This window comes from Bacillus sp. FMQ74 (assembly GCF_001875785.1).
GTDB lineage: Bacteria > Bacillota > Bacilli > Bacillales > Bacillaceae > Bacillus > Bacillus stercoris.
Genome location: NZ_MOEO01000003.1, coordinates 20,630 through 42,399, shown reverse-complemented (window position 1 = coordinate 42,399; position 21,770 = coordinate 20,630). Strand labels below are relative to the sequence as shown.

Here is a 21,770-nt window from a genome sequence, read left to right as displayed (position 1 = left end):
ACTATAAAAAAAGCGAACTCCTAAGAGCCGCTTACTTTAAAAAGTCAATCAATGTAGGCTGAACAATTTGCGCATTAACAGCCAGAGTAGCCCTGTGCACACTTTGCTGCGCAATAAATTCAGTTATTACTTCTTCCAGCTCTACATCTTCATTGTCTGACAACACTTTGGTAGCTGTTTCTTCTTGAGCTGAAAGTCTTGTATTAACCAGTTCAAGACGATTATATCTCGCTCCAAGATCAGAGCGTTCAGCGCTCATGCCGTCAGAGAAATGATCAATATCATCTAAAACACTGTCCATGCCATCCAATGAACCAGAACTTAATGCTTTCTCAAAAGAATCAAGCATTTCAAATACATTCTGCCCGCTTTCAGAAGTGCCTCCAAAAGCTGACTTTGGATCTGAATTCACTTTCAATGACATATTATTTGATATATTGACTACGACATCAGCTGTATCAGAAATTGTATAAGTTCCGTCTCCGTTATCTGTAACCGGAGGCTTATCTGAATTTGTCCCGTTAAAGATATATCTGCCGTTCACTTGTGTATTCGCAATATTTAAAAGCTGTTCCTTTAGCTGCTTCACTTCTACGCCAATCGCTTGCCGCTCCGCCTCGCCGTTTGTATCATTTTGGGCTTCAACCGCTAATTCCCTTACCTTTGACAAGATGTCAATTCCTTCTGTAATGTTTGTTTCTGTGTTTTCGAGCCAGGTAAAGGCTTGAGAAGCATTGCTTTTGTACTGCTGCACTTGAGACAGTTGCGTATTATACTTTAAGCTTTTCATTGCTACTACAGGATCGTCGGAAGCTTTTGAGATTTTTTTCCCTGAAGAAATCTGCGACTGGAGTTTATCCAGCTTCGAGTAGCTAGAACCGATATATCTCAGTGAGTTTTGCTGTATCATGCCTTGTGTTACTCTCATGTGACTTTACCTACCTTCCCCCAACACCCATGCCGTTGATCACTTTATCAAGCATTTCGTCTTGTAAAGTCACCATTCTTGCAGCTGCATTGTATGCGTGTTGGAATTGAATCATATTGGTCATTTCTTCGTCTAAAGAAACTGCGCTCATTTGCTGACGGTTTATGTCTGCATCATTCAGCTGTGTTTCTGTATTAGCCGAAAGCCGATTCGCTTCTTGTGCTTTAATTCCAAGCTCGCCAATCAGACCTGAATAGTAATCTAGCACACTTGTTTTTTTACCATTAATGGTTATATCACCTGTTAACACATTAGCTAGTTTTATTGCATTCGAATTATCGTTGGCTGCGCCGGTCAGTGAGAAAGCAATATTCGCACCGCTTGAATCTGATATGTTAGCAGCTACTTTAATCTTGCCTGCTGCTCCCTTTGCCGATTCAGTTTCACCGCCGGTAAATTCAAAAAAGTCCCCGCCTTGTGTGCCGCTCTTGGTCAAACCATTTCGGTGTACCTCATTGAAAGCTTTTGCGAATTCAAATGCCATATTATCAAGGTCAGAAAGCATGTCCGGATATACGCCTTTTTCTTCGCCGTCTGCTGTTACATAACCGTAAGATTCTATAAACCCTAAAAGAGAGCCCTTACTGCTGAATGACTCAGCCTGTACAGCGGTGTTCCCGATTGAAATACTTGATACTAAACCAGTTTTATTATCGTAGTTGGCTGCAAGTTCTGAAACCGTGTAATTTTCACCGTCCAAAACAGTTCCCAGCGACTGTTTATTTTTATCAAGGATTTCAATTGATACAGTTCCTTCAGCAGAAGCAAGTGCATTACCGCCTGATTTGTTATAGCTCACTTTAATATCAACCATTGAAGATAATTTATCGATGAGCAAATCCCGCTGATCATATAAACCATTTGGCAGAAGCCCGACCGGCTCCACCTGTGCAATTTGCTTATTTAAACTGTTTAATTGGGAAAGCACTGAATTGACATCCAACACAGTCGTATCTAGCTCTGCTTTTAAGTTCGATTGAACATTTGTAAGTGATTCAGAAAGATAGTTAAACGTTTCTGCTAGAGCTTTTCCTTTTTCCGCAACAACAGAACGCGCACTATCTTCGTTTGTATTATTTGATAATTCCTGCAAAGAATTCCAAAACGAATTAAGCACACTGTTTAAGCCGCTGCCGTCTGTCTCATTTAAGATGCCTTCCATTTGGGACAGCGCTTTAGCCTTCGTATCGTAGTATCCGGCACTGTTGTTTTGAAGACGGTATTGATAGTCAAGAAAGATATCTCTTATTCTCTCAACTGACTTCCCTTGAACTCCCGTACCCATTTGTCCTGCAGTTTTTTCAGCGTTTTTGGACACCGTCGGGAAATAATCAGTTGCTTCCAATGAGACCCGCTGTCTTGTATAACCATCAGTATTGGCATTTGCCACGTTATTTGCAGTAGTGCTTAACGCTGCCTGCTGAGCGCTTAACGCCCGCCTTGCAGTTTCAAGCCCCATAAAGGTAGATGTCATTTTCTGAATTCCTTTCTGCTAAGCTTTTGAATCAAAAAGTTTCATTCGGCTGCTCTTCGGCAGCTCAGCTTTAATTGATTTGCTGTAATTGAAGTTATTTTCCTTAGGAACCAGCATATCGTACGAAATAGAGATGAATTGCAGTGCGTCTCTCGTCAGCAGCCTATTCATCTCATTTACTTTTTTCAGACGTCCGAGAACTATAGAAAGAGATTCGTATAGTTGTTCCAGCTCTTCCTTTTCACTGCCTGAGGTTTTGGCGATACATGCGGTAATGGTGTTATTTTCGCTGTATCCGAGAAAGGCGGAGGTTGCATTGATCCGGTCATCTTCTGTCTGCGTGATCGCTTGTATATATTTTTGCTCTTTTGTCAAAAGGTTTGAAAGCTCCTTTGTTTTGCCGGCTTTGAGCGCTTCCGTCTTTTCCTCAGACAGCGTGAGCAGGTGCTCATGCAGAACGCAAAGCCGCTTCAATTGTTCAATAATTGCCTTTGCTGACATGGGCTTTCTCCTTTTTATTGCTTTTTATAAAAATTAATCATATTTTTCGCTATGTGATTTGCGTCTACTTTGTATGACCCGTTTTCGATTTGCGCTTTAAGCTGCGCAATTTTTTCCTGTCGTGAACCAGCGACTGCGTCGGATGCATTTTGCATTTCTTTAGCCTGTGACGAAATTTCAATTTTATCTTGAGGCTGTGCAGCAGTTTTTTGCACCGCTTGCTTTTCATAATTTTTTTGATATGGATTAACGGATTGTGTTCCAAATTGATTGATTTTCATAGGATTCCTCTCGCTTTCCGTTGCAGTCTTTAAACAATCTTAACCCTTTTATCGACTGCGTTTTCAGTTAGTTTAGGGAATCAGCTGTTTTTGGTATTATAGGCATAGTATGTGTCTTTTTTACTATTTTCTTTCTCGGTTTTCAGAGCGTCCTCATGGTTCAAATGATCCATTTGAGCCTTGATATCGGACTGGCAAGCCTTGCAGAACTTGCCTTCTCGAATTGATGTTCCGCATCTTTCACAAGGGTATGCCAAATTAGGAAGATGAGTGATTTGAATTCGCTTCTGCCTGATGAATTTCAATATCAGCTCTTCTTCCACACCTGTTTCCTCAGTTATCCGGTTCAAAGTTGATTGCCGATTTTCCTGTTTTCTTAAAAACTTATAAACGGTCTCAAAAGATTTTTCTTCTTCCTTAATACACGCCTTACATACGGTTTGCAGCTTTGTCTTTAAAAATAAAGCATTACATTTCGGACAATTCGCCAGTTCTCCCATCTTTTTTTCTCCTTATTCGATAATATGCCTGTGTCAATTTCTAGTGATTATATCGGCGTAAAAACAGAATCATTTAGCTTCTGATTAAGGTAAAAGATGCCACTGAAGCGGCTTTTCCTTTTTCTAATAAGCAGCGCGCTGCAAAATGCAAAGTGGCGCCTGTTGTATAAAGATCGTCTATTAAAATGATATTCATACCTTCTGCTGAATTGTTTTTTGTATCAAAAATACGCGCTGAAACCAGGCGTTCTGTTTTCTTTTTTTTAGACTGTTTCTCATTATTCAGGCGGATGAGGGGATGGTGGATAGGCCTGCCTAAACATTCTGCCAAGAGCTGTGCCTGATTAAATCCGCGCTCCTCTTCCCGTTCCTTGCTTAGCGGAATAGGAACAAGAACAAAATGCTTATCGGGGTAGACCTTTGAAAAGGTTGAAGAAAAATCGCATTTAAAAGCATTTATGATTTCTGCATCTCCTCTAAATTTAAAACGGGAGAGCGTTTCTTTCATCATATCATTATATGTGTAAACTGAACGATTTTGGCGGAGCAGCAAGCTGTGACTGACCCTTGATTTCCACGCCTGACAATCCCTGCATACTGCATAAACGGATTGAGGTCTGCCGCATATTGTGCAGATATGCCCTGTAATTTTCTTCAATTTGCTTCTGCAGGAATGACAGACCTTTTCGTCAGGCTTTAATAAAAAAAGGGCTCTCCATGTAACAGCTTGAGAAAATTGCGAATCGCATAGCAGACAGATCAGTTTATGAATGCCTCCTCCTGCTTTGTTTGGCATAAATCGCTTGGACTTTCTGATACCACAGCTGCAGATTCAGCCAAAATGACAAGCATAGCCGTATTTTTTTGTTTATCTACCATCTCTGCTTTCGTATATGCGATCTTTTTAAGATCAGTAACGTAGGATGGTCTCACTTTGTTTAAAGAAAGTGCCAGTACATCGTTTTGGCATACTTGGCAAGTGCAGGCCATATGAAGCTGGTCCATATAACGGTCGAGCAGTTCTCTCATTACGATTTCTTTTGAATTGACAAGCATTTTTACAGCTCCTCATCATCGGTTATATGAGTATACTGTACCACGTTTTCAAATAATGGCTAGTCTGTTCATTCATTTTTTGCTGCCAAGTCGTTCATTTCTTTTATATGCTTTTTTGCATTGAGCATACTCTTTGTTTTGCCGTAGTGAAAGTAAATGACATCGCCGTCTGCATGCTCTTTATGCCGGCCGGTTCTTCCTGCGATTTGAATAAGTGCGCTTTCCGTAAAGATAGGCGATTCCGCTCCCAGTACACCCGTTTGCACCTTGGGAACCGTAACGCCTCTTTCCAGTATTGTTGTTGTGATTAATAGATCGAGCTGACCATCTCTGAATCGCTGTACTTTCTCCTTTCTATGCTTGTCTTCCGCATGCACAGTCGCGGTTCGGCAATTTACATCTTTAAAGCTAGCAGCAGCCTTTTCCAGAATAGAAACGGAGGGAACGAATAAAAAAACAGGCCTCCCTTCTTTCACATGAAACTCTATCCATCTTTTCACCGCTGGCGGAATTTTATCTTGGTTTAATTTTTTCTTCCAGTTTCCACACCATATAAAACGCGGTTCGGGTAAAGGTTTCCGGTGGTGTCTTGAGGGGATGCGAACTGAATGTAACTGTCCATCCAGTGTTTTTCTTTTTAATTCTTTAGGAGGTGTTGCACTTAAATAAACGAGGGTGCTGTTTTTCTTTCTTGCTTTTTGAACAGCGAATTGAAGGGTTTGATCAACAGAATACGGAAAAGCGTCAACCTCATCAACGATCATAACATCGAATGCATCTTTATATCGCAATAGCTGATGCGTGGTGGAAATCATGAGCGGAGATAGACGACCTTTGTCATCGCTTCCTCCGAAAAGCGCTGAAATGTCAGCACCCTGAAAGGCAGCCTTGAGTCTTGGAGCAAGCTCTAATACAACATCGGTGCGAGGAGTTGCAATACATACACGCAGCCCTTGATTTAACGCTGATTCTATACCGGGAAACAGCATTTCTGTTTTGCCAGCGCCGCAAACCGCCCAGATGAGGAGATCTTCTTTTTTTGATATTGCTTCCATTAAAACATTTGCGGCTTTTTGCTGTCCGCTTGAAAGCTTGCCGTCCCATGTCAGCTTAACAGACTTCCAGTTTGGTTCATCCTCCTCTTTCCATGAATATAAAGGAACCTCCTCACTCACTCTGCCCATCATGACACAGGAACGGCAATACAGCTGTTCTTTTCCAAATGAGTGATAATAAGAAAAATACCGCTGATCAGTTTGGCCGCACCTATTACATCTATATCCCCGTTTATTTATAGATATAGAGTTTTCAGCGGTGATATAGCCATTCTTGATATGCCATTCAATCATCTCATCGGAAAATGGGAGCTCAGTCCTGAGCAAATGATGGCTTTGAAGCGTCTGCTGCAATTCTCTGGAAAAGGAAATGTTTTTTTCAGTTGGCACCTTCACATAGCACCGCCTCCTTTCGAGACAGTATGCCTGAATGAATAGTTTCTGTCGAACAATCAAAATAGGAATATAAAAAAATCTCCGCTGCTAAAACGGAGATTTGGCCTTATTTAAAACACCAGCAAATTCCTAGCGCACCTTCACCCAAATGAGTGCCGATTACCGCGCCAAAATAGCTGTTATAAAATTCAACATGAGGATATTTTGCAGAAAGCTCTTCAATGATTTTCGCTGCTTCTTCCTCTCGATTAGCGTGGATAACAGCAGCACGCATAGGCAACCCTTTACTCGCATCTTCGTCTAAAAGCTCATAAATTCGCGAAATGGCTTTTTTACGTGTGCGAATCTTCTCAAAAGGCACAATTACCTTATTGTCAAAATGAAGGATAGGCTTTACCTTTAGAAGACTACCAATGAAGGCTTGGGCGCTACTTAATCGCCCGCCGCGCTGAAGATGAGCTAAGTCATCTACCATAAAATAAGCTCGAACTGTTTTTTTCATTTCTTCCAGTTCTTTTATAATATCTTCCGGCGATGATGCTCCGTTTTTGATTAATTCAGCAGCTTTAAGGGCATAAAATCCTTGAGCCAAGCAGCTGATCTCTGAGTCAAATGGATACACATCAATATTGTCGACCATCGAATCAGCCGCTGCTGCACTGCTGAATGTTCCGCTGATCCCGCTGGAAAGATGGATACTGATGACCGCATCATAAGATTTGCCAAGCTCTTCATACAACGCAACCAGCTCGCCGATTGGCGGCTGAGAAGTCGTCGGAAGCTCATTATGTTTTTTCACTTCTTCGTAAAAGCTTTTCCAGTCCAACTCAATTTCTTCACGGTAAGTCTCCTCCCCAAAAACAACCTGGAGAGGGATCATATGTATCTGATGTTGTTCACGCATTTCTTTCGGAATATATGCTGTGCTGTCTGTTACGACTGCAATATTCATAGCTTCGATACCTGCCTTATTGCTTTATAGCTCTATTGTAAGGGAAACGGCAGCCTAAAAAAAGACCTGCCTAGAAAAAGGCAAGTCTCCTCATATACTATCTCATTTCTACCCAGCCATTTTTAATGGCGACCACAACGGCTTGCGTCCGGTCGTTTACATTCATTTTTTGTAAAATATTGCTGACATGGTTTTTAACGGTTTTCTCACTGATAAACAATGATTCACCAATACCGCGGTTGCTTTTTCCGTCTGCAAGCATCTGCAGCACTTCACATTCCCGCCTAGTTAAAATATGTAATGGTCTGCGGATTTCAGGGTAAACCTCATGTTGAGGATGTGCAGAAACTCCGCTTGTTGCAAGGCGGCGGAATTCGTTAACGAGGTTATGCGTAACCTTCGGATGAAGGTAAGAGCCGCCCTCGGCAACTACTTTAACCGCTTCAATTAATGTATCAGCATCCATCTCTTTCAGCAGATAACCTCTTGCACCTGTTTTCAGGGCATGTGTTACATAATTTTCGTCATCGTGAATTGATAGAATAATTACTTTAGATTCAGGATACAGCTCAACAAGCTGTTTTGTAGCTTCCACACCATTTACGTTTGGCATATTGATATCCATGATCACAACATCAGGATGATAGTGCTCAACAATACGAGCCGCTTCGTCTCCGTCATCACCTTCGGCTACCACTTCAAAGGTAGGTTCAAAATCCAATATCCGTTTAACACCTTCACGAAATAACTGATGGTCGTCGATAATAACAATGTTTACTTTAGTCACAAGCCACGCCTCCTTGTATTATTGTTCTATATACTCTAGCATTCGGTCAATATGCCTTTTGGCTCTATTTTACAAATCATAGTCAAAGAGATAACGGAACCTTAATCATAATAAATGTCCCAAGACCTATTTTCGAATCTATTGTCATCGTTCCTTCCAATAAATCTACTCTTTCTTTCATGCCCAGCAAGCCGAATGATTTGTTTTTCTTCTCTTTCGCTTCCTTCAGGTCGAACCCTTTACCGTTATCTTTTATCATTAAAATCACAAAATCCTTTGTGATCTCAACTTTGACTGTAATTTCTTCAGATTCAGAATGCTTTAGCGCATTAGACACAGCTTCCTGTGCGAGCCTGAAGAGCGCAACTTCAAACTGAGGCGCTAGCCGCTGATCCTCTGTTTCTCCAATACACTGAAAATGTATTTTGACCTTCCCGTTATATTCTTCGGTTGTATATAGATATTTTCTTAAAGTTGGAATCAGGCCTAGGTCATCAAGGGCCATCGGTCTTAAATCATATATAATCCTTCTCACTTCGTAAAGGGCATTCCGAACATTTTGACGGAGATTTTTAATTTCTTGGAATCCGTCCTCAGCACCCCGATCACGGAAAATCCGCTCGATTAATTCCGATCTCATCATAACATTCGCCAGCATTTGAGCTGGTCCGTCATGGATTTCTCTTGAAACTCTTTTTCGCTCTTCTTCCTGCGCCTCAATAATTCTTAAGCCAAAGTCCTGTTTTGCCTGAGCATCTGCAAGAAGCAGTCCGACTTCGCGCAGATCTTGGTTCAAGTAATTAAGCACAACTGTAATTTGGCTTACTAATGATTCTGACCGCTCAATGATTTCCTGAAGCCCTAGCAATCTGCGCTCCAAATCATCCCGCCGTTCGCGCAATTGCTTCTCACGCTGCTGGATCATCGTCAATTCTACCTGCAGCTTATGGGCTTTTTCATAAGCATTGCGGATTTCCTCTTCACTGAATCTATGAAAATTACGGCTGACCTCGGATAAACGGTTTCTCGCATGGCGGGTTTGTACTTCAAGTTTATCGCCAAGCTCGATCACTTCATACACCTGCTGCTTAATTTGTTTCAGTTCTTCAACCAGCTGTTCATACTGCTGGCGTGACTGCTCCCCGATTTGAAAAACCTCGTCCTTGCTCCCGTCAACGGTTTTCAGCATCTTCATCAAAATAGAATCCAACACTTTGGAATCCATCTTTGTTTTATTCATAATTTCCCTCCGTCACGGCGTTGTCATATATTTTTATTATAAATGTAATTGATCTGCAAATTATGTCGAATTATAATGAAAGAATGCGTATATTCTAGAAAAAAACATTTTTATATACTATCTACTCTTTATGATACCAAAATACGCACAAAAATTCTAAAGACTGTACGAATTTGTATAGGCAGTCTTTTATGCTTAGCAGGAGGGTCAGCTAGCATGCTGCACAGCTATTTTACTGTGAAAGAAGCAGGAAAACACGAGATTATTATAGAAAAATCGCGTTTTATCTGTCATTTAAGCCGTGTTTCTACCGAACAAGAGGCACAGGAATTTATACAGAAAATAAAGAAACAGCACTGGAATGCGACTCATAATTGCTCGGCTTACGTTATTGGCGAAAATGATCATATCCAAAAAGCCAATGATGACGGAGAACCAAGCGGTACAGCGGGAGTGCCGATGCTCGAGGTATTAAAAAAACGCGGACTTAAAGATACTTGCGCCGTCGTTACACGGTACTTCGGAGGCATTAAGCTTGGGGCTGGCGGATTGATTCGCGCTTATGGGAAATCAGTGTCTGAAGGATTAAATCATATAGGTGTTGTAGAACGGAAGCTTATGCGAATCATGCATACTTCTGCAGATTACACATGGCTTGGCAAGATTGAAAATGAATTAAGGGAGTCACAATTTCTGTTAAAGGAAATCCATTATTCAGAAAATGTTGAATTCGAAACATACGTGGAAGAAAAGGAAACAAATGCTTTTTCTGAATGGATGACAGAACTGACAAATGGAAAGAGTGATATTAAAGAGGGAGAGTTGACGTATCTTGAAAAAGCCGTCAATCACATAAAGGAGACTGAATAATGGCTGAACGCGTTAGAGTGCGTGTGCGAAAAAAGAAAAAGAGCAAACGCAGGAAAATTTTAAAAAGAATTATGTTATTGTTTGCCCTTGCACTATTGGTAGTTGTAGGGCTTGGCGGATATAAACTTTATAAAACCATTAACGCTGCGGATGAATCGTACGATGCCCTATCCCGCGGGAATAAATCAAATCTTCGCAACGAAGTTGTAGACATGAAGAAAAAACCGTTTTCTATTTTATTTATGGGAATAGAGGATTACGCGACTAAAGGACAAAAAGGGAGATCAGACTCTCTTATTGTAGTTACCCTGGATCCTAAAAATAAAACCATGAAAATGCTGAGTATTCCGCGTGATACACGTGTGCAATTAGCCGGTGACACAACCGGAAGCAAGACAAAGATCAATGCCGCTTACAGTAAAGGCGGTAAAGATGAAACAGTTGAAACTGTTGAAAACTTCTTGCAAATCCCGATTGATAAATATGTCACAGTTGATTTTGACGGATTTAAAGATGTGATTAATGAAGTAGGCGGTATTGATGTAGACGTGCCTTTCGATTTCGATGAAAAAAGTGACGTAAACGAAAGCAAACGGATTTACTTCAAAAAAGGCGAGATGCATTTAAACGGCGAACAAGCCTTGGCATATGCCCGGATGAGAAAACAGGATAAACGCGGAGACTTTGGCCGTAATGACAGACAGAAACAAATCTTAAACGCGCTGATTGACCAAATGTCAAGTGCAAGCAACATTGCTAAAATTGATAAAATCGCAGAAAAAGCCAGCGAAAACGTTGAAACCAATATTCGTATTACTGAAGGTTTAGCGCTTCAGCAGATTTACAGCGGCTTTACCAGCAAAAAAATCGACACGTTGAGCATTACAGGGTCTGATTTGTATTTAGGGCCTAACAACACGTATTACTTTGAACCTGATGCTACAAATCTCGAGAAAGTCAGAAAAACGCTTCAAGAGCATTTAGATTATACTCCAGATACAAGCAGCACTGGCACTTCGGGTACCGGAAGTTCAACAGACGGGACTGACAGTTCAAGCAGTTCTGGCAGCACTGGCACAACAACTGACGGTACGACGAGCGGAAGCAGCTATTCGAATGACAGCAGCACAAGCTCAAACGGTACAACGAATTCAACAACTGGTTCATCCTATTAAAAGATGCCCGGTCCTTTAGAGGATCGGGCATCTTTGCGCAGAAAAAAACTCCGGCACATAAGCCGGAGTTTTTAATTCCTTTTCACCAGCCGTTTATAAAATTTCGTAAACGGCTTGAATTTTTCATTCACGAGTCCTGTCACTTCTGCTATGATTTGCATAAAAATGATTAAAATGAAGATAATAAACAAAGAGAGCCAAATTGTGGCACTTTTAAGCACAATCGCACTGATACTGAAAATAAATCCAATCAGATAAATAACTAAGACCGACATCCGATGTGAAAGGCCAAAGGCCATCAGTCTATGGTGGATATGTGACTTATCAGGCGCTGAAATCGGCTGTTTGTTTAAGATTCTCCTGATGATAGCAAATGTTGTATCAAAAATCGGTACGCCTAATATAATAATCGGGATAACGATACTGAACAATGTGACACTTTTATACAAGCCTAATAATGAAAGAATCGAAATACTATACCCTAAAAAAAGTGAGCCCGTATCTCCCATAAAGATTTTTGCCGGATGGAAATTGTAAAACAAAAACCCAAGCGTGCTGGCAATAACGACTAATGAGAGTGACAGAATGAGCACTTTTCCGCCGGATAGGGCCATGACAGCGATCGTTGACAGACCGATAACAGAAAGACCGGCAGCAAGGCCATCCAATCCGTCAATCAGGTTAATTGCGTTCGTGATGCCGACAATCCATAATACTGTCAGCGGATAAGCCAGCCATCCTAATTCAAATCGTTCTGTTAAAAAAGGTACTGAGAAAAAGTCCATTTTTAAGCCAGTGCTTACAATCATAATGGCTACACCTAATTGAATCAAAAACTTAACTTTTGCACTTAATTGATATTTATCGTCAAGAATACCTAACACAATAATGATGAATGCTCCGACTGTAATAGCCGTCATCCTTGTTTCAGTGTATATACCGGATGCAAGCACGCCTGCAACCACCCCGATAAATATGGCCAGCCCGCCCATCCGGGGCATGATTTTGTCATGTACTTTTCGATTGCTGGGCTGGTCAACTGCACCTATTTTAATCGCAATCCTTTTTACGATTGGGGTTATGATTAAAACTGTCAGCAGCGAGACAATAAACGCAACAACAATGCGAATCATGCGTTCGTCAAGCATAAAGAAGTCTCCTTTGGAATTAAATGAAGTCTTTATTTATATAGAGAACCGTTCCTTCCATTATACCTTCTCCTTAGTTATTATAACAAGCTTCATCAAAAAGAAACATGTATAATCAAAAAACGCGCATCCCAATTTATAGGACTACGCATGTTTTTGAATCCCTGTATATTTCATAATTTGTCTAAATAAGCAATTCCAATCTTGTGTCCGGGCGATGTTTCGGCGCATTTCTTTATAGGTCTCGTCTTCGTTTTGTCCGAGAACTTTTTCACAAGCGGCTATAAAATCAATCGGATGATCGCCCTCTACATATTCGTATACATACGGCTTTTGCATTTTTGAGGTTGACGGAAGATTAGTGCCTACAACAGGTTTTCCTGCCGCTAAAAATTCAAATAGTTTCAGCGGAAACACAGCTTGATTATACGGTGATTGTTTATATGGCATGATGCCAATGTCGATAAGCTCCATAAAATAAGGCACTTCTTTTGGATCTGCCGGACCGGTCCATATAACATTGGGAAGTCTCAGCAGCTCTTGAAAAGAAACGTCACCATTGGTGGCATCCGGGCCAACCCATAAAAATGTCCAATCTGGCTTTTGCAGGGCGGCTTCTTCAATCATTTTAAAATCGAGCTTCGGTTTAATTCCACCGATAAAACCTAACACCGTTCCTTCTCTCCCCTGCAGTATACTTCGATCGGGAGCTTGTTTATTTGCAGAAAACAGTTCAAACTCCACACCGTTTTCCACAGTATGAACCTTTTCTCGTCCCGCAGTCAGTTTTTTGCCTACTTCCTTATGAAGATAATCCGATGAACAGGTAATTGAATCTGCTCGTTGTATAATTCTCAGCTCTGCCGATTTAATGACTTTTCGCCGGAATTCAGACAGCAGATTTGAACGCCCGCTGATCGGCGCAGCCCATAGGTCACTGCAGTCATAAATGACCTGATCCCAAGAATACAGCGAAGACAGCAGCGGGAATCCGGGAAACGTGTACCATAAACAGCAGTGTTCACCGTTTGAAGAAACAGATGCAAGCTCATCGAGTAAAGGGGAGAGCTTATGTCTGTAAAAAACATCTGTATATCGTCCGAAACGAAACATTTTTTTCTCCAGAAGGTCTTTGACAGCGAATTGCCTGATGCCAGAATGGACTTCCTGAAATTCTTTCCCCTGGGCACGCGGAGCCGGACATACCCAAATGACTTCCTTCGTTTCCTCCTGAGCAGCTAAAAATTCTGCCAGCCGGTGCCTTCTGTATCTCAATTGGTCTTTTCCCCATTCAGCAGTGGCAACGATGACATGAATGATTGCTTCTTTTGTTTCCACCTTCATCACCTTTTCTCTCTGTTTGCGGCTATAATCTTTTTTTCACCGCGTTTTTTGCATATTGAACAAAACACCATGTTGCTTTCATAAAATGAAGCCGTTCGATCTCCCGATAGACAAACCACGTTTTTTTTGCAGCCTTCCATTTGTTGCTGGATATTGAGTTGTTGACAAGCCGATATTCAGCCAGGCATTCATTCATTCCATAGGCAGTAAATCCTTTTTTTAAAAGAGACAGCCAAGTGGCTAAGTCCTGTCTCGTTCTGATATTCGGCATTTGGATCTGTCCCGTTTGCTCCCTGTCAATCATCACCGTCAAGCAGCCGATAATTGTATTTTTCAGAGCGTCATCGTACGTCAGGCTTTCAGGCGCATGAATGAATTTATTGAGCGGGGACCCGTCCTGCGCCATTAAGCTGTAGCCCGTGAAAGAAAACGCACAGGAGCGCTCCATCATAAACGCAAGCTGCTTTTCCAGTTTGTCTTTTTTCCATTTGTCATCACTGTCCAAAAATGCTACGTAGCGCCCTTGAGCGCGTTCCAATGCTTTGTTGCGAGCAACCGCAGCTCCGCTGTTTTCCTCCAGACAAATCACATGAATTCTTTCATCTATCTTTTCATACTGCTGTAAAATGTCGCGGGTCCCATCCGTTGAGCAATCATCCACGATAATCATTTCCCAATGAGGGTGGCTCTGATCTAAAACCGAATGAACCGTGTCTTCAATATAGTCACGCGCATTATAGGAAGGTGTAATGACAGATACGAGAGGTTTCCAATTGGTCATGATCACATCTCCATCGTATGATTTTAAAAGGATTCTCTGAAAAATTCAGGAATGACAACGAACATAAAGGCAATCGTAAGGCCAATCATAACGCCGAGAACTGCTTTCTTTTTCGGAGACATTCCGCCGCCTGCTGTCTCACTTACGGTTTCGGAATCAGTAACACTTGCCGCTTTCAGGTTAAGCTGTGTGTTTTTGAGCTCATATAAAAATCTCTCTTTATCCACTTTGGAATCCTCGCTCACCGACTCGCCTTCAAGCGCGTCTATGCTGCTGCGGATGACGGCTTCTCTTTCTGCATACAGCTTTTGATCGTTTTTGAGGAAGGTGGAGGATATGGCGTTTAAGACAGATTCCGTTCTATCCTTATCCTCGTCGCTATAGCTTAAAGTCAGTAACGATTTGGATTCCGTTTTGATGGTAAGCTTCTCTTTGATTTCTGCTAAATCTTCGTCCTTTTCATCAGGAAGCGCCTCCTTCAAAAAAGAGTCGCTCTTTAGCAGAAGCGGAATCTCTTCTGTGCTGTTATAAACCGGATGATCATAGCTCCCCACAGCCAAAGTATCTTCAGCTGTATAGCTCTTTTGATCAGCGATCTGTGACGGCAGGATATACCCAGCCGCACCTAATATAATTGGCACCGCTATGATCCAAATGATATTTTTTTTCATGCGACGGGCTATTCTTATCAATATATCGTTCATATAAGTCTCCCTGCTTTTTGTAGTCTGTTTATCTGTACATCGGCTCAGGCATTTGTCTGGACCGCCTTAACACATTCACGGCGGCGATGACGAGCGCCATAAACACCCAATGGAAAAATAAATTTGAAACAGAGCTTGGGCTGATACTTGATACCAGGAAACTGACCATAGCGGTAATAAGCCCTTCTGTGATCAGTTTTGACTGATTTACTAATTTTCTTTCATAAAACTTGTAAAGCACCCATATGAGGTAGGCATAAACGGCCAGATATCCCAGCATGATGAACAAGCCAAAATTAGCAAGGATTTCAACGAGCCAGTTATGCACCTCTGCCACATTGTCAGTATCATATAAAGCATAATGCTCAAGATAATAGGATACATTTCCTGCCCCGACTCCGAACCCGTATGAATCCAGGAAGAAATGCCAAGCGTTTTTCAGCAGATTGGCCCGGGCCACATTTGATGGAAGCCTGTCATGAAATGAATGCAGCGTCTGCGGGGCCAGAAACAGCTCCCAAAACTTTGAATACATTTTGCTGGCGAAAAGAACTCCGAAAAGAGCAATTCCCGCCGCCGACAGCCAGATGGCCATTTTCTTTAAAATAGGCGGCAAAACAATGAAAATGTAAACTGCAACACCTGCAAAAATCCCCAGAAGGCTGGCTCTTGAACCAGTAGCAAAAATTAAATACAACGCACAGAGCGAGAGCACAAGGCCAATCGCCTTGATGTATCCATTCTTACTGTTTTTCATCATCGTGATGTAAAAAAAGAAGCTGATCGATAAAAAGGTTGCAAAGTCATTTTGATTAAAAAAGACTGATGTCGGATAATGCTGCTTGTACTCCGGTCCGCTGTACAATGTGGAACTCGCAAGATGATGGTGGGTGATATGATTGTAAAAACCAATAATCATCAGAAATACTGTCATCACCAGCCAAATGGCATAAACAATCATCAGCCGCTCGATTTTTTGCACGTACATGACAATGAGATAAATGAAGAAAATTCCCATTGCCAATAAGGCCAAATATTTGAGGCCGGCTGTTACCGACTTGGCCCACAGCAGAGAAACAAGGCCGTATATAAACCAAAAGGCGAAAAAGAGCAATATCCCTTTCACTTGCAGCCCATTCCATCTTTCGATATGGGTACGATTCCGAACCATGCCAATAATGTGAAGGCACCCGGCGGCAATAAGCAGAAGCCTGTAAAGGAACAAACTGAAAAATCCAAGATGAATGGCGAAAAATGCATTATTTAAAAAAGTGCAGGCGATCAAAATATAGATTACAGCCATAAAGAGCCGTTCTTTTGTTGTAAATGCGGTTGCAAGCGTCAGCGCAAACAGACCAATTGCCAACACCGCAAGCACAGCGGCCATCTGCATGAAACCTACATCTTTATGGATGGCTCCCACTAATAGAACGACTCCTAATATAGCAGCGGCCAGTAACGCTAGCGTATGGACCGCTGATCGTTTGATACTCACATGTTTAACCCCTTTCCTGATGTTTCAGGAGCCGGCGGCCGAGCCTAGCAGCCGGCAGCTTCAACCAAGTAACACTTTTTCTTTTTATAAATTGACGCTTCCCAAGTCTTTAGCCAATTCTTCAAGCGGCAAGCCCGGAAAATACTTGTCAGAGGGTTCTGTTCCCCGAACAGCGGGACGGCCGATAGAGTGATAAATGTATCCGGCTGCCTGCATCTCTTCAAGCGAAAATAAATTTCTGCCGTCGATGATGATAGGCTGTTTTAATAGGGTTTTCACTTTCACAAGCTCCATTTCTTTCACTTCCGGCCAATCCGTTAAAATCAGGCATGCATCAGTGTCCTCAATCGCAGCATACACATCTGTGTAATACTCGACCTGTTCGCCAAGGATCGCTGAAGCTTCAGGAATAGCAATCGGATCGTATGCTTTTACATGGGCGCCCAGCTGCTGCAGCATTGGGATAATATCAAGCGCTGGAGCAGATCTCACATCGTTCGTATTCGGTTTGAAGGCCAATCCAAGGACTGAAATGGTTCTTCCCTTGATGCTTCCCATAACAGTCAAAAGTTTATCTACAATATGAACACGCTGCTTTTCGTTTGTTTCAATGACAGCTTCAATGAGCTTGAATGGATAGCCGGCCGATTTTGCGATTTGCAGCAGTGCTGTTGTATCCTTAGGGAAACATGAACCGCCAAACCCAATACCAGCTTTAAGGAACTTTCTGCCGATCCGGCTGTCAAGCCCAACGCCATCAGCAACTTTTGAAACGTCTGCGCCGACTCGCTCACAGATGTTTGCAATATCGTTGATAAAGGAAATCTTTGTTGCCAGAAACGCATTCGCAGCATATTTAATCATTTCTGCACTTTCTAAGTTTGTTTTAATGACAGGAGCATGGAATGGCTGATGCAGATCCTCAATGATGGCAGCGGCTTTATGACTTGTTGAACCAATCACGGCACGCTCCATATTCATCGTGTCATGAATTGCTGAGCCCTCCCGAAGAAATTCAGGGTTAGATACAACATCAAAAGAGTATCTTCCCTTTGAGGCTTTTTGAACGATAGATTGCACCAGTTTCCCTGTTCCGACCGGGACTGTGCTTTTATTTACAATCACTTTGTAGCCGTTAAGATGCTCACCAATTGTTTTCGCCGCCGCTTTGACGTACGTTAAATCAGCTTCACCTGTTTTGGACATAGGCGTTCCGACTGCAATATAAATAATATCTGAGGCCCGAATGGCGGACGGGATATCGTTCGTAAAGGACAGGCGCTGATCCAGCACATTTTTTTCAACTAAGTCTGCAAGCCCTGGTTCATAGATTGGGATTACTCCATTTTTCAGACTTCTGATTTTTGATTCGTCGATATCACAGCAAACAACTTTATTGCCGATTTCCGCAAAGCAAGTGCCTGACACAAGTCCTACATAACCTGTTCCAATGACAGCTATTTTTTTCACAGCGCTCATCCCTCTCCTGTAAAATTCATCTTCCTGTTTATATTGGTCGCAGTTTATAACGATTAAACGGACGTTTTCATGACCGTCTGATACTGATGATGCAAGGCCTTGGCATTTTTTCCTGCGTCAAATTGAGCCTGCACAGTTTCATACAAATCATTTGCCACTTCCGGCTTCCATATTTGCTCATGTTCGTACCGAGTGATCGCTTCCGCTAAGGCTTGAGCGGATTTTGGCTTAATCAGCAGATGCTGATGCTTTCCGAATAAAGATGCCACTCCGCCAACATCTGTACAGATGACAGGAATCCTTAGCGCCAGCGCCTCAATTACAACAGTCGGCATTCCCTCACTGTAAGAAGGAAGCACGAATAGGTCTGCCGCAAGCAAATAGTCTCTTACCTGATGATTTGGAACTTGGCCTGTGACGATATGCCCCTTCTGCGTCAGCATCGATTTTGCGGGACCATCCCCAACAAAGACTGCCTGAGGAGGGTCCTGCAGGGATTCGATGGCTTCGGACAGTTCAAAAATGCCTTTCTCCCTGACCAGCCGGCCGACATAGACAGCCAGACGCTGATCGAGTGGCAGCCCGAGTTTTTTTCTGAGTTCTTCTTTAGTCTGCTCATTCTCTTGAAAGCGGCTGAGCTGTATGCCGATCGGCAAAACCGAGCTGTCAAAGCCCGAAAGCTTTTTGGCTTCTTCCTGAAGCTTGTGGCTGACTGCTAAAACAACTGACGCTGAACCTACGGCACGCTTGAAGGCTTTAAACGCTCCTTTGCTGTAATGCGGATAGACATTCACATCACTGCCATGCAAGGTCAGGACATAAGGAATTTGCGCTGACTCTGACACGACTGCCGCAGCCCCGCCCGATGGCATGGCAAAATGCGCATGGATCAGATCCGGATATAAGTCGCGCTGTTTCATGGTTTTTAAAATGGCTGATGCGATTCTCCGGTGAGGCTGCGCCCACTTCAGCTGGCCGGGAACTGCCCGATAGAAAGGCCGGTAAATCGGTATCCCCTTCCTAATCTCATACTCCGGTCTGGCATCCTTTTTTCGATATGTCTTTTTCAGCATACGGACAGGTGCTGAATGAAAAGGCCTTGGGCATATCACAGTGATATCAAGCCCGAGTTTCTGCAGCTCTTGCACCTGTGTCTCATGAAACACGCCTTCACCAGGTTTCAGACTGCTCGGATATACGCTTGTGATCCACAGAATCTTCATGACAAACGTCCTTTTCTTAGTAGTTTGCTTTTCGCTTGAGGGTACGCTTTTACCAAAAGAAAGAGATAGCACAGCACCCCGGCCGCAACTGAAATGGCCAGCCGCATTTCTGCCTGCATACTGAAGTGTTCCGTACTCAGGCTTACACCAAACGCGATGACGCCCATCGCCGCAGTAATCAGAAACGGCTTTATAATCGACTGGAAATAAGCTGAAAGGTTAAGCTTGATAACATATGCCAGGAGCCAGCGCCCAATCAGGAAATTGACAACGCTGATAGTGGCATACACCCATGCGACTGTCAGCAGGCTTCCCGTCTGTACAGCTGCAAACAGTGATAATCCATACAGCAGCAGCACGCCGGAATCCCAATAAAACGCTAAGTCAGCTCTTCCTTTAGCAAGCAGCACGGATCCATTTGGATTCATGAGCACTCTTAGTATCCCAACAATGGCCAGAACATTTAGGATCGGAACAGCAGCAAGCCACTTTTCTCCGAAAACCGCTGTGATAAAGGCATCTGACACAGACACGAGCCCGATTAGCAGCGGAAACGAAACAAGCGCCAGCATTTTTGTCATATTCAGAAAGCCTTCTCTGATCACGCTGTTTTCATATTTGTTTTTTGCGAAAACAGGGAATGCCACCCGTGTGACAATCGGATTGATCTTCAAAACCGGAATGGTGACAATCTGATAAGCGAGGTTATAAATCCCCAATGCTTCTGCACCAATAAACCGGCCGATCAAAATCATATCGATATTTGCTCCCAGCCTGTTCACAAGACGAGAAGAAAGCTGAAAGGCTCCAAAAGAAAAGAACTCCTTCATGCCTCTCAAATCAAAAACAAAAGCAGGATGCCACTTTTTCCGGTATACGGCCCAATATAAAATCCCTTTACTGGACTGGAGCAGGACCTGAGAAATCACGTACGCCAAAATCGCATCCATCATAAAAACCGCTATCGCTAAATATCCGAATGACAATACATTTGAAAAAATCTCTATTTTGCTTAACGTATTAAAATGCAGCTGCTTTTGCAGCATATACTGGTACTGCTGTCCAATCGGCGCGATCAAAAACATAATCGCCAGAATCCGAACCAGAAACACCAGCTCTTCTCTTTGATAAAATCCCGCAATGACAGGACTGCTCACATATAAAAGAACAAACAGCAAAACGCCCGTCATAATGTTAAGCCAATACAATGTGGACAGCTGACGCTCCGTCGCGTCGTCTCTCTGAATTAACGCTGCGCCAAAACCCATATCAAGCACAATCTGGGCGAAAACTGTAACCGTTGTGATCATGCCGACGAGCCCGAATTCTGTTAAGGTCATCATATTTCCAAGCAGGGCAAACTGAACAATTTGTATGATTGTAATACACATAGTTGAAATACTTGTCCACTTTGCGCCGCTCATAATTTGTTTTGTAATACTTGGCATCATATTCCCTACTTCTTTTTAAGCTCAGATTGATGGTGAATACCGGCATTCCATTTTATCTTGCACCATCACCTGTCCAGACTACTTTACAAGTTTTTAACATAATTTTTAATTCTAAAGTGAAAGTCAGGTTGCGAATGTAATATAAATCAAATATCAGCTTTTCCTTCGGCGTCATATCGTAACCGCCGTTCACCTGAGCCCAGCCGCTCAATCCCGGTTTAACAGCCAGACGCTGCGTAAAGCCCGGAATCTCATTCTGGAATTTTTCCGTAAAAACGGGACGTTCCGGACGAGGGCCAATCATACTCATATCGCCTTTCAGCACATTAAACAGCTGAGGAAGCTCGTCAATTCTCGTTCTTCTGATAAAAGCACCGATCCTTGTCACCCGCGGATCTTGCTTCTGTGCCCAAACCGCACCAGACTTCTCGGCATCTATTTTCATGGAACGAAGCTTATAAAGCTTAAATGGTTTCCCGCCTTTCCCTACGCGTTCCTGCGTATAAATGGCAGGCCCCGGCGTCTCCAAACAAATCAATATTGAAAATACCGCAATCATTGGCAGCGCAATCGCCAACCCAATGAGCGCAAACCAAATATCCATTACGCGCTTTATTGCCAAATAACGAGCCGTCTTTTCAGATAATGTAAAAGAATGTATTTGCTGAACTGAGAATTCACGACTCACATTCATGCTTTTCTCTGCACTCACTGACACACACCTCACGATTTGTTTGGGATGTTATGATGACCTATGCCAGTCAGTTTAGCAGACGGATGTTAATTGGATGTAAATGGTATGTTAAGAAGTGTGAATTTGTTATTTTTTCTGACATTTATCCGTAAACTTTTTATTGTTTTAGACACTTT

At 42.5% G+C, this 21,770-nt stretch carries 22 protein-coding genes; 2 read left to right on the top strand and 20 right to left on the bottom strand.

Annotated features, from left to right (window positions below; genetic code table 11):
* Positions 1–31: 31 nt before the first annotated feature.
* The 11 genes from flgL to degS form a co-directional block, all read right to left on the bottom strand.
* Positions 32–928, bottom strand: a complete 897-nt coding sequence (gene flgL / locus BLL41_RS07050) for a flagellar hook-associated protein FlgL (protein ID WP_040081667.1) — start codon at positions 926–928, stop codon at positions 32–34.
* Positions 929–938: 10 nt separating this feature from the next.
* Positions 939–2,462, bottom strand: a complete 1,524-nt coding sequence (gene flgK / locus BLL41_RS07045; RefSeq protein ID WP_071577297.1) for a flagellar hook-associated protein FlgK — start codon at positions 2,460–2,462, stop codon at positions 939–941.
* 18 nt (positions 2,463–2,480) lie between these two features.
* Complete coding sequence (flgN, locus tag BLL41_RS07040; protein ID WP_071577296.1) at positions 2,481–2,963, bottom strand: flagellar protein FlgN; 483 nt, start codon at positions 2,961–2,963, stop codon at positions 2,481–2,483.
* A 14-nt stretch (positions 2,964–2,977) separates the two neighbouring features.
* On the bottom strand, positions 2,978–3,244 hold the full coding sequence (gene flgM, locus BLL41_RS07035; RefSeq protein WP_014665557.1) for a flagellar biosynthesis anti-sigma factor FlgM: 267 nt from the start codon (positions 3,242–3,244) through the stop codon (positions 2,978–2,980).
* Between the two features lie 80 nt (positions 3,245–3,324).
* The gene (locus tag BLL41_RS07030; protein ID WP_071577295.1) at positions 3,325–3,744 is read right to left on the bottom strand and encodes a TIGR03826 family flagellar region protein; all 420 of its coding nucleotides are present in this window, start codon (positions 3,742–3,744) and stop codon (positions 3,325–3,327) included.
* Between the two features lie 73 nt (positions 3,745–3,817).
* Positions 3,818–4,540 (bottom strand): double zinc ribbon domain-containing protein, encoded by a 723-nt coding sequence (locus tag BLL41_RS07025; RefSeq protein WP_071577294.1) that lies wholly within the window; start codon positions 4,538–4,540, stop codon positions 3,818–3,820.
* Entirely contained in the window at positions 4,504–4,800 is a 297-nt protein-coding gene (gene comFB / locus BLL41_RS07020) for a late competence protein ComFB (RefSeq protein ID WP_071577566.1), read from the bottom strand. The genes BLL41_RS07025 and comFB overlap by 37 nt, the downstream gene beginning before the upstream one ends.
* 68 nt (positions 4,801–4,868) lie before the next feature.
* Positions 4,869–6,251 carry an ATP-dependent helicase ComFA gene (comFA, locus tag BLL41_RS07015; protein WP_071577293.1) on the bottom strand — a complete coding sequence of 461 codons (1,383 nt, stop codon included), beginning with the start codon at positions 6,249–6,251 and terminating at the stop codon, positions 4,869–4,871.
* Between the two features lie 106 nt (positions 6,252–6,357).
* Positions 6,358–7,203 (bottom strand): DegV family protein, encoded by an 846-nt coding sequence (locus tag BLL41_RS07010; RefSeq protein WP_003227986.1) that lies wholly within the window; start codon positions 7,201–7,203, stop codon positions 6,358–6,360.
* A gap of 97 nt (positions 7,204–7,300) precedes the next feature.
* Positions 7,301–7,990 carry a two-component system response regulator DegU gene (gene degU / locus BLL41_RS07005; RefSeq protein ID WP_003219701.1) on the bottom strand — a complete coding sequence of 230 codons (690 nt, stop codon included), beginning with the start codon at positions 7,988–7,990 and terminating at the stop codon, positions 7,301–7,303.
* An 82-nt stretch (positions 7,991–8,072) separates the two neighbouring features.
* Positions 8,073–9,230, bottom strand: coding sequence for a two-component sensor histidine kinase DegS (degS, locus tag BLL41_RS07000; RefSeq protein ID WP_003227983.1), 1,158 nt, complete (start codon positions 9,228–9,230; stop codon positions 8,073–8,075).
* A 216-nt stretch (positions 9,231–9,446) separates the two neighbouring features.
* Here degS and BLL41_RS06995 point away from each other — a divergent pair, with 216 nt between their 5' ends.
* Both BLL41_RS06995 and tagV read left to right on the top strand, forming a co-directional pair.
* On the top strand, positions 9,447–10,100 hold the full coding sequence (locus BLL41_RS06995; RefSeq protein WP_071577292.1) for a YigZ family protein: 654 nt from the start codon (positions 9,447–9,449) through the stop codon (positions 10,098–10,100).
* Positions 10,100–11,275, top strand: a complete 1,176-nt coding sequence (tagV, locus tag BLL41_RS06990) for a polyisoprenyl-teichoic acid--peptidoglycan teichoic acid transferase TagV (RefSeq protein WP_071577291.1) — start codon at positions 10,100–10,102, stop codon at positions 11,273–11,275. The genes BLL41_RS06995 and tagV overlap by 1 nt, the downstream gene beginning before the upstream one ends.
* Before the next feature lie 71 nt (positions 11,276–11,346).
* Here the strand turns inward: tagV and BLL41_RS06985 are convergent, their stop codons facing one another.
* From BLL41_RS06985 to BLL41_RS06945, 9 genes are all read right to left on the bottom strand, one after another.
* Positions 11,347–12,423, bottom strand: a complete 1,077-nt coding sequence (locus BLL41_RS06985) for an MraY family glycosyltransferase (protein ID WP_071577290.1) — start codon at positions 12,421–12,423, stop codon at positions 11,347–11,349.
* A gap of 144 nt (positions 12,424–12,567) precedes the next feature.
* Positions 12,568–13,761 (bottom strand): teichuronic acid biosynthesis protein TuaH, encoded by a 1,194-nt coding sequence (tuaH, locus tag BLL41_RS06980; protein ID WP_083427966.1) that lies wholly within the window; start codon positions 13,759–13,761, stop codon positions 12,568–12,570.
* Positions 13,762–13,789: 28 nt separating this feature from the next.
* Complete coding sequence (tuaG, locus tag BLL41_RS06975) at positions 13,790–14,548, bottom strand: teichuronic acid biosynthesis protein TuaG (protein WP_071577288.1); 759 nt, start codon at positions 14,546–14,548, stop codon at positions 13,790–13,792.
* 23 nt (positions 14,549–14,571) lie between these two features.
* A complete protein-coding gene (tuaF, locus tag BLL41_RS06970; RefSeq protein ID WP_071577287.1) occupies positions 14,572–15,252 on the bottom strand; it encodes a teichuronic acid biosynthesis protein TuaF in 681 nt (226 codons plus the stop codon).
* A gap of 28 nt (positions 15,253–15,280) precedes the next feature.
* The gene (gene tuaE / locus BLL41_RS06965; protein ID WP_071577286.1) at positions 15,281–16,747 is read right to left on the bottom strand and encodes a teichuronic acid biosynthesis protein TuaE; all 1,467 of its coding nucleotides are present in this window, start codon (positions 16,745–16,747) and stop codon (positions 15,281–15,283) included.
* Positions 16,748–16,831: 84 nt separating this feature from the next.
* Complete coding sequence (gene tuaD / locus BLL41_RS06960) at positions 16,832–18,217, bottom strand: UDP-glucose 6-dehydrogenase TuaD (RefSeq protein ID WP_083427965.1); 1,386 nt, start codon at positions 18,215–18,217, stop codon at positions 16,832–16,834.
* Between the two features lie 62 nt (positions 18,218–18,279).
* Positions 18,280–19,449, bottom strand: a complete 1,170-nt coding sequence (tuaC, locus tag BLL41_RS06955; RefSeq protein ID WP_071577284.1) for a teichuronic acid biosynthesis protein TuaC — start codon at positions 19,447–19,449, stop codon at positions 18,280–18,282.
* Complete coding sequence (gene tuaB, locus BLL41_RS06950) at positions 19,446–20,897, bottom strand: teichuronic acid biosynthesis protein TuaB (RefSeq protein ID WP_071577565.1); 1,452 nt, start codon at positions 20,895–20,897, stop codon at positions 19,446–19,448. The genes tuaC and tuaB overlap by 4 nt, the downstream gene beginning before the upstream one ends.
* Before the next feature lie 55 nt (positions 20,898–20,952).
* Complete coding sequence (locus BLL41_RS06945) at positions 20,953–21,612, bottom strand: sugar transferase (RefSeq protein WP_003242561.1); 660 nt, start codon at positions 21,610–21,612, stop codon at positions 20,953–20,955.
* Positions 21,613–21,770: the final 158 nt, after the last annotated feature.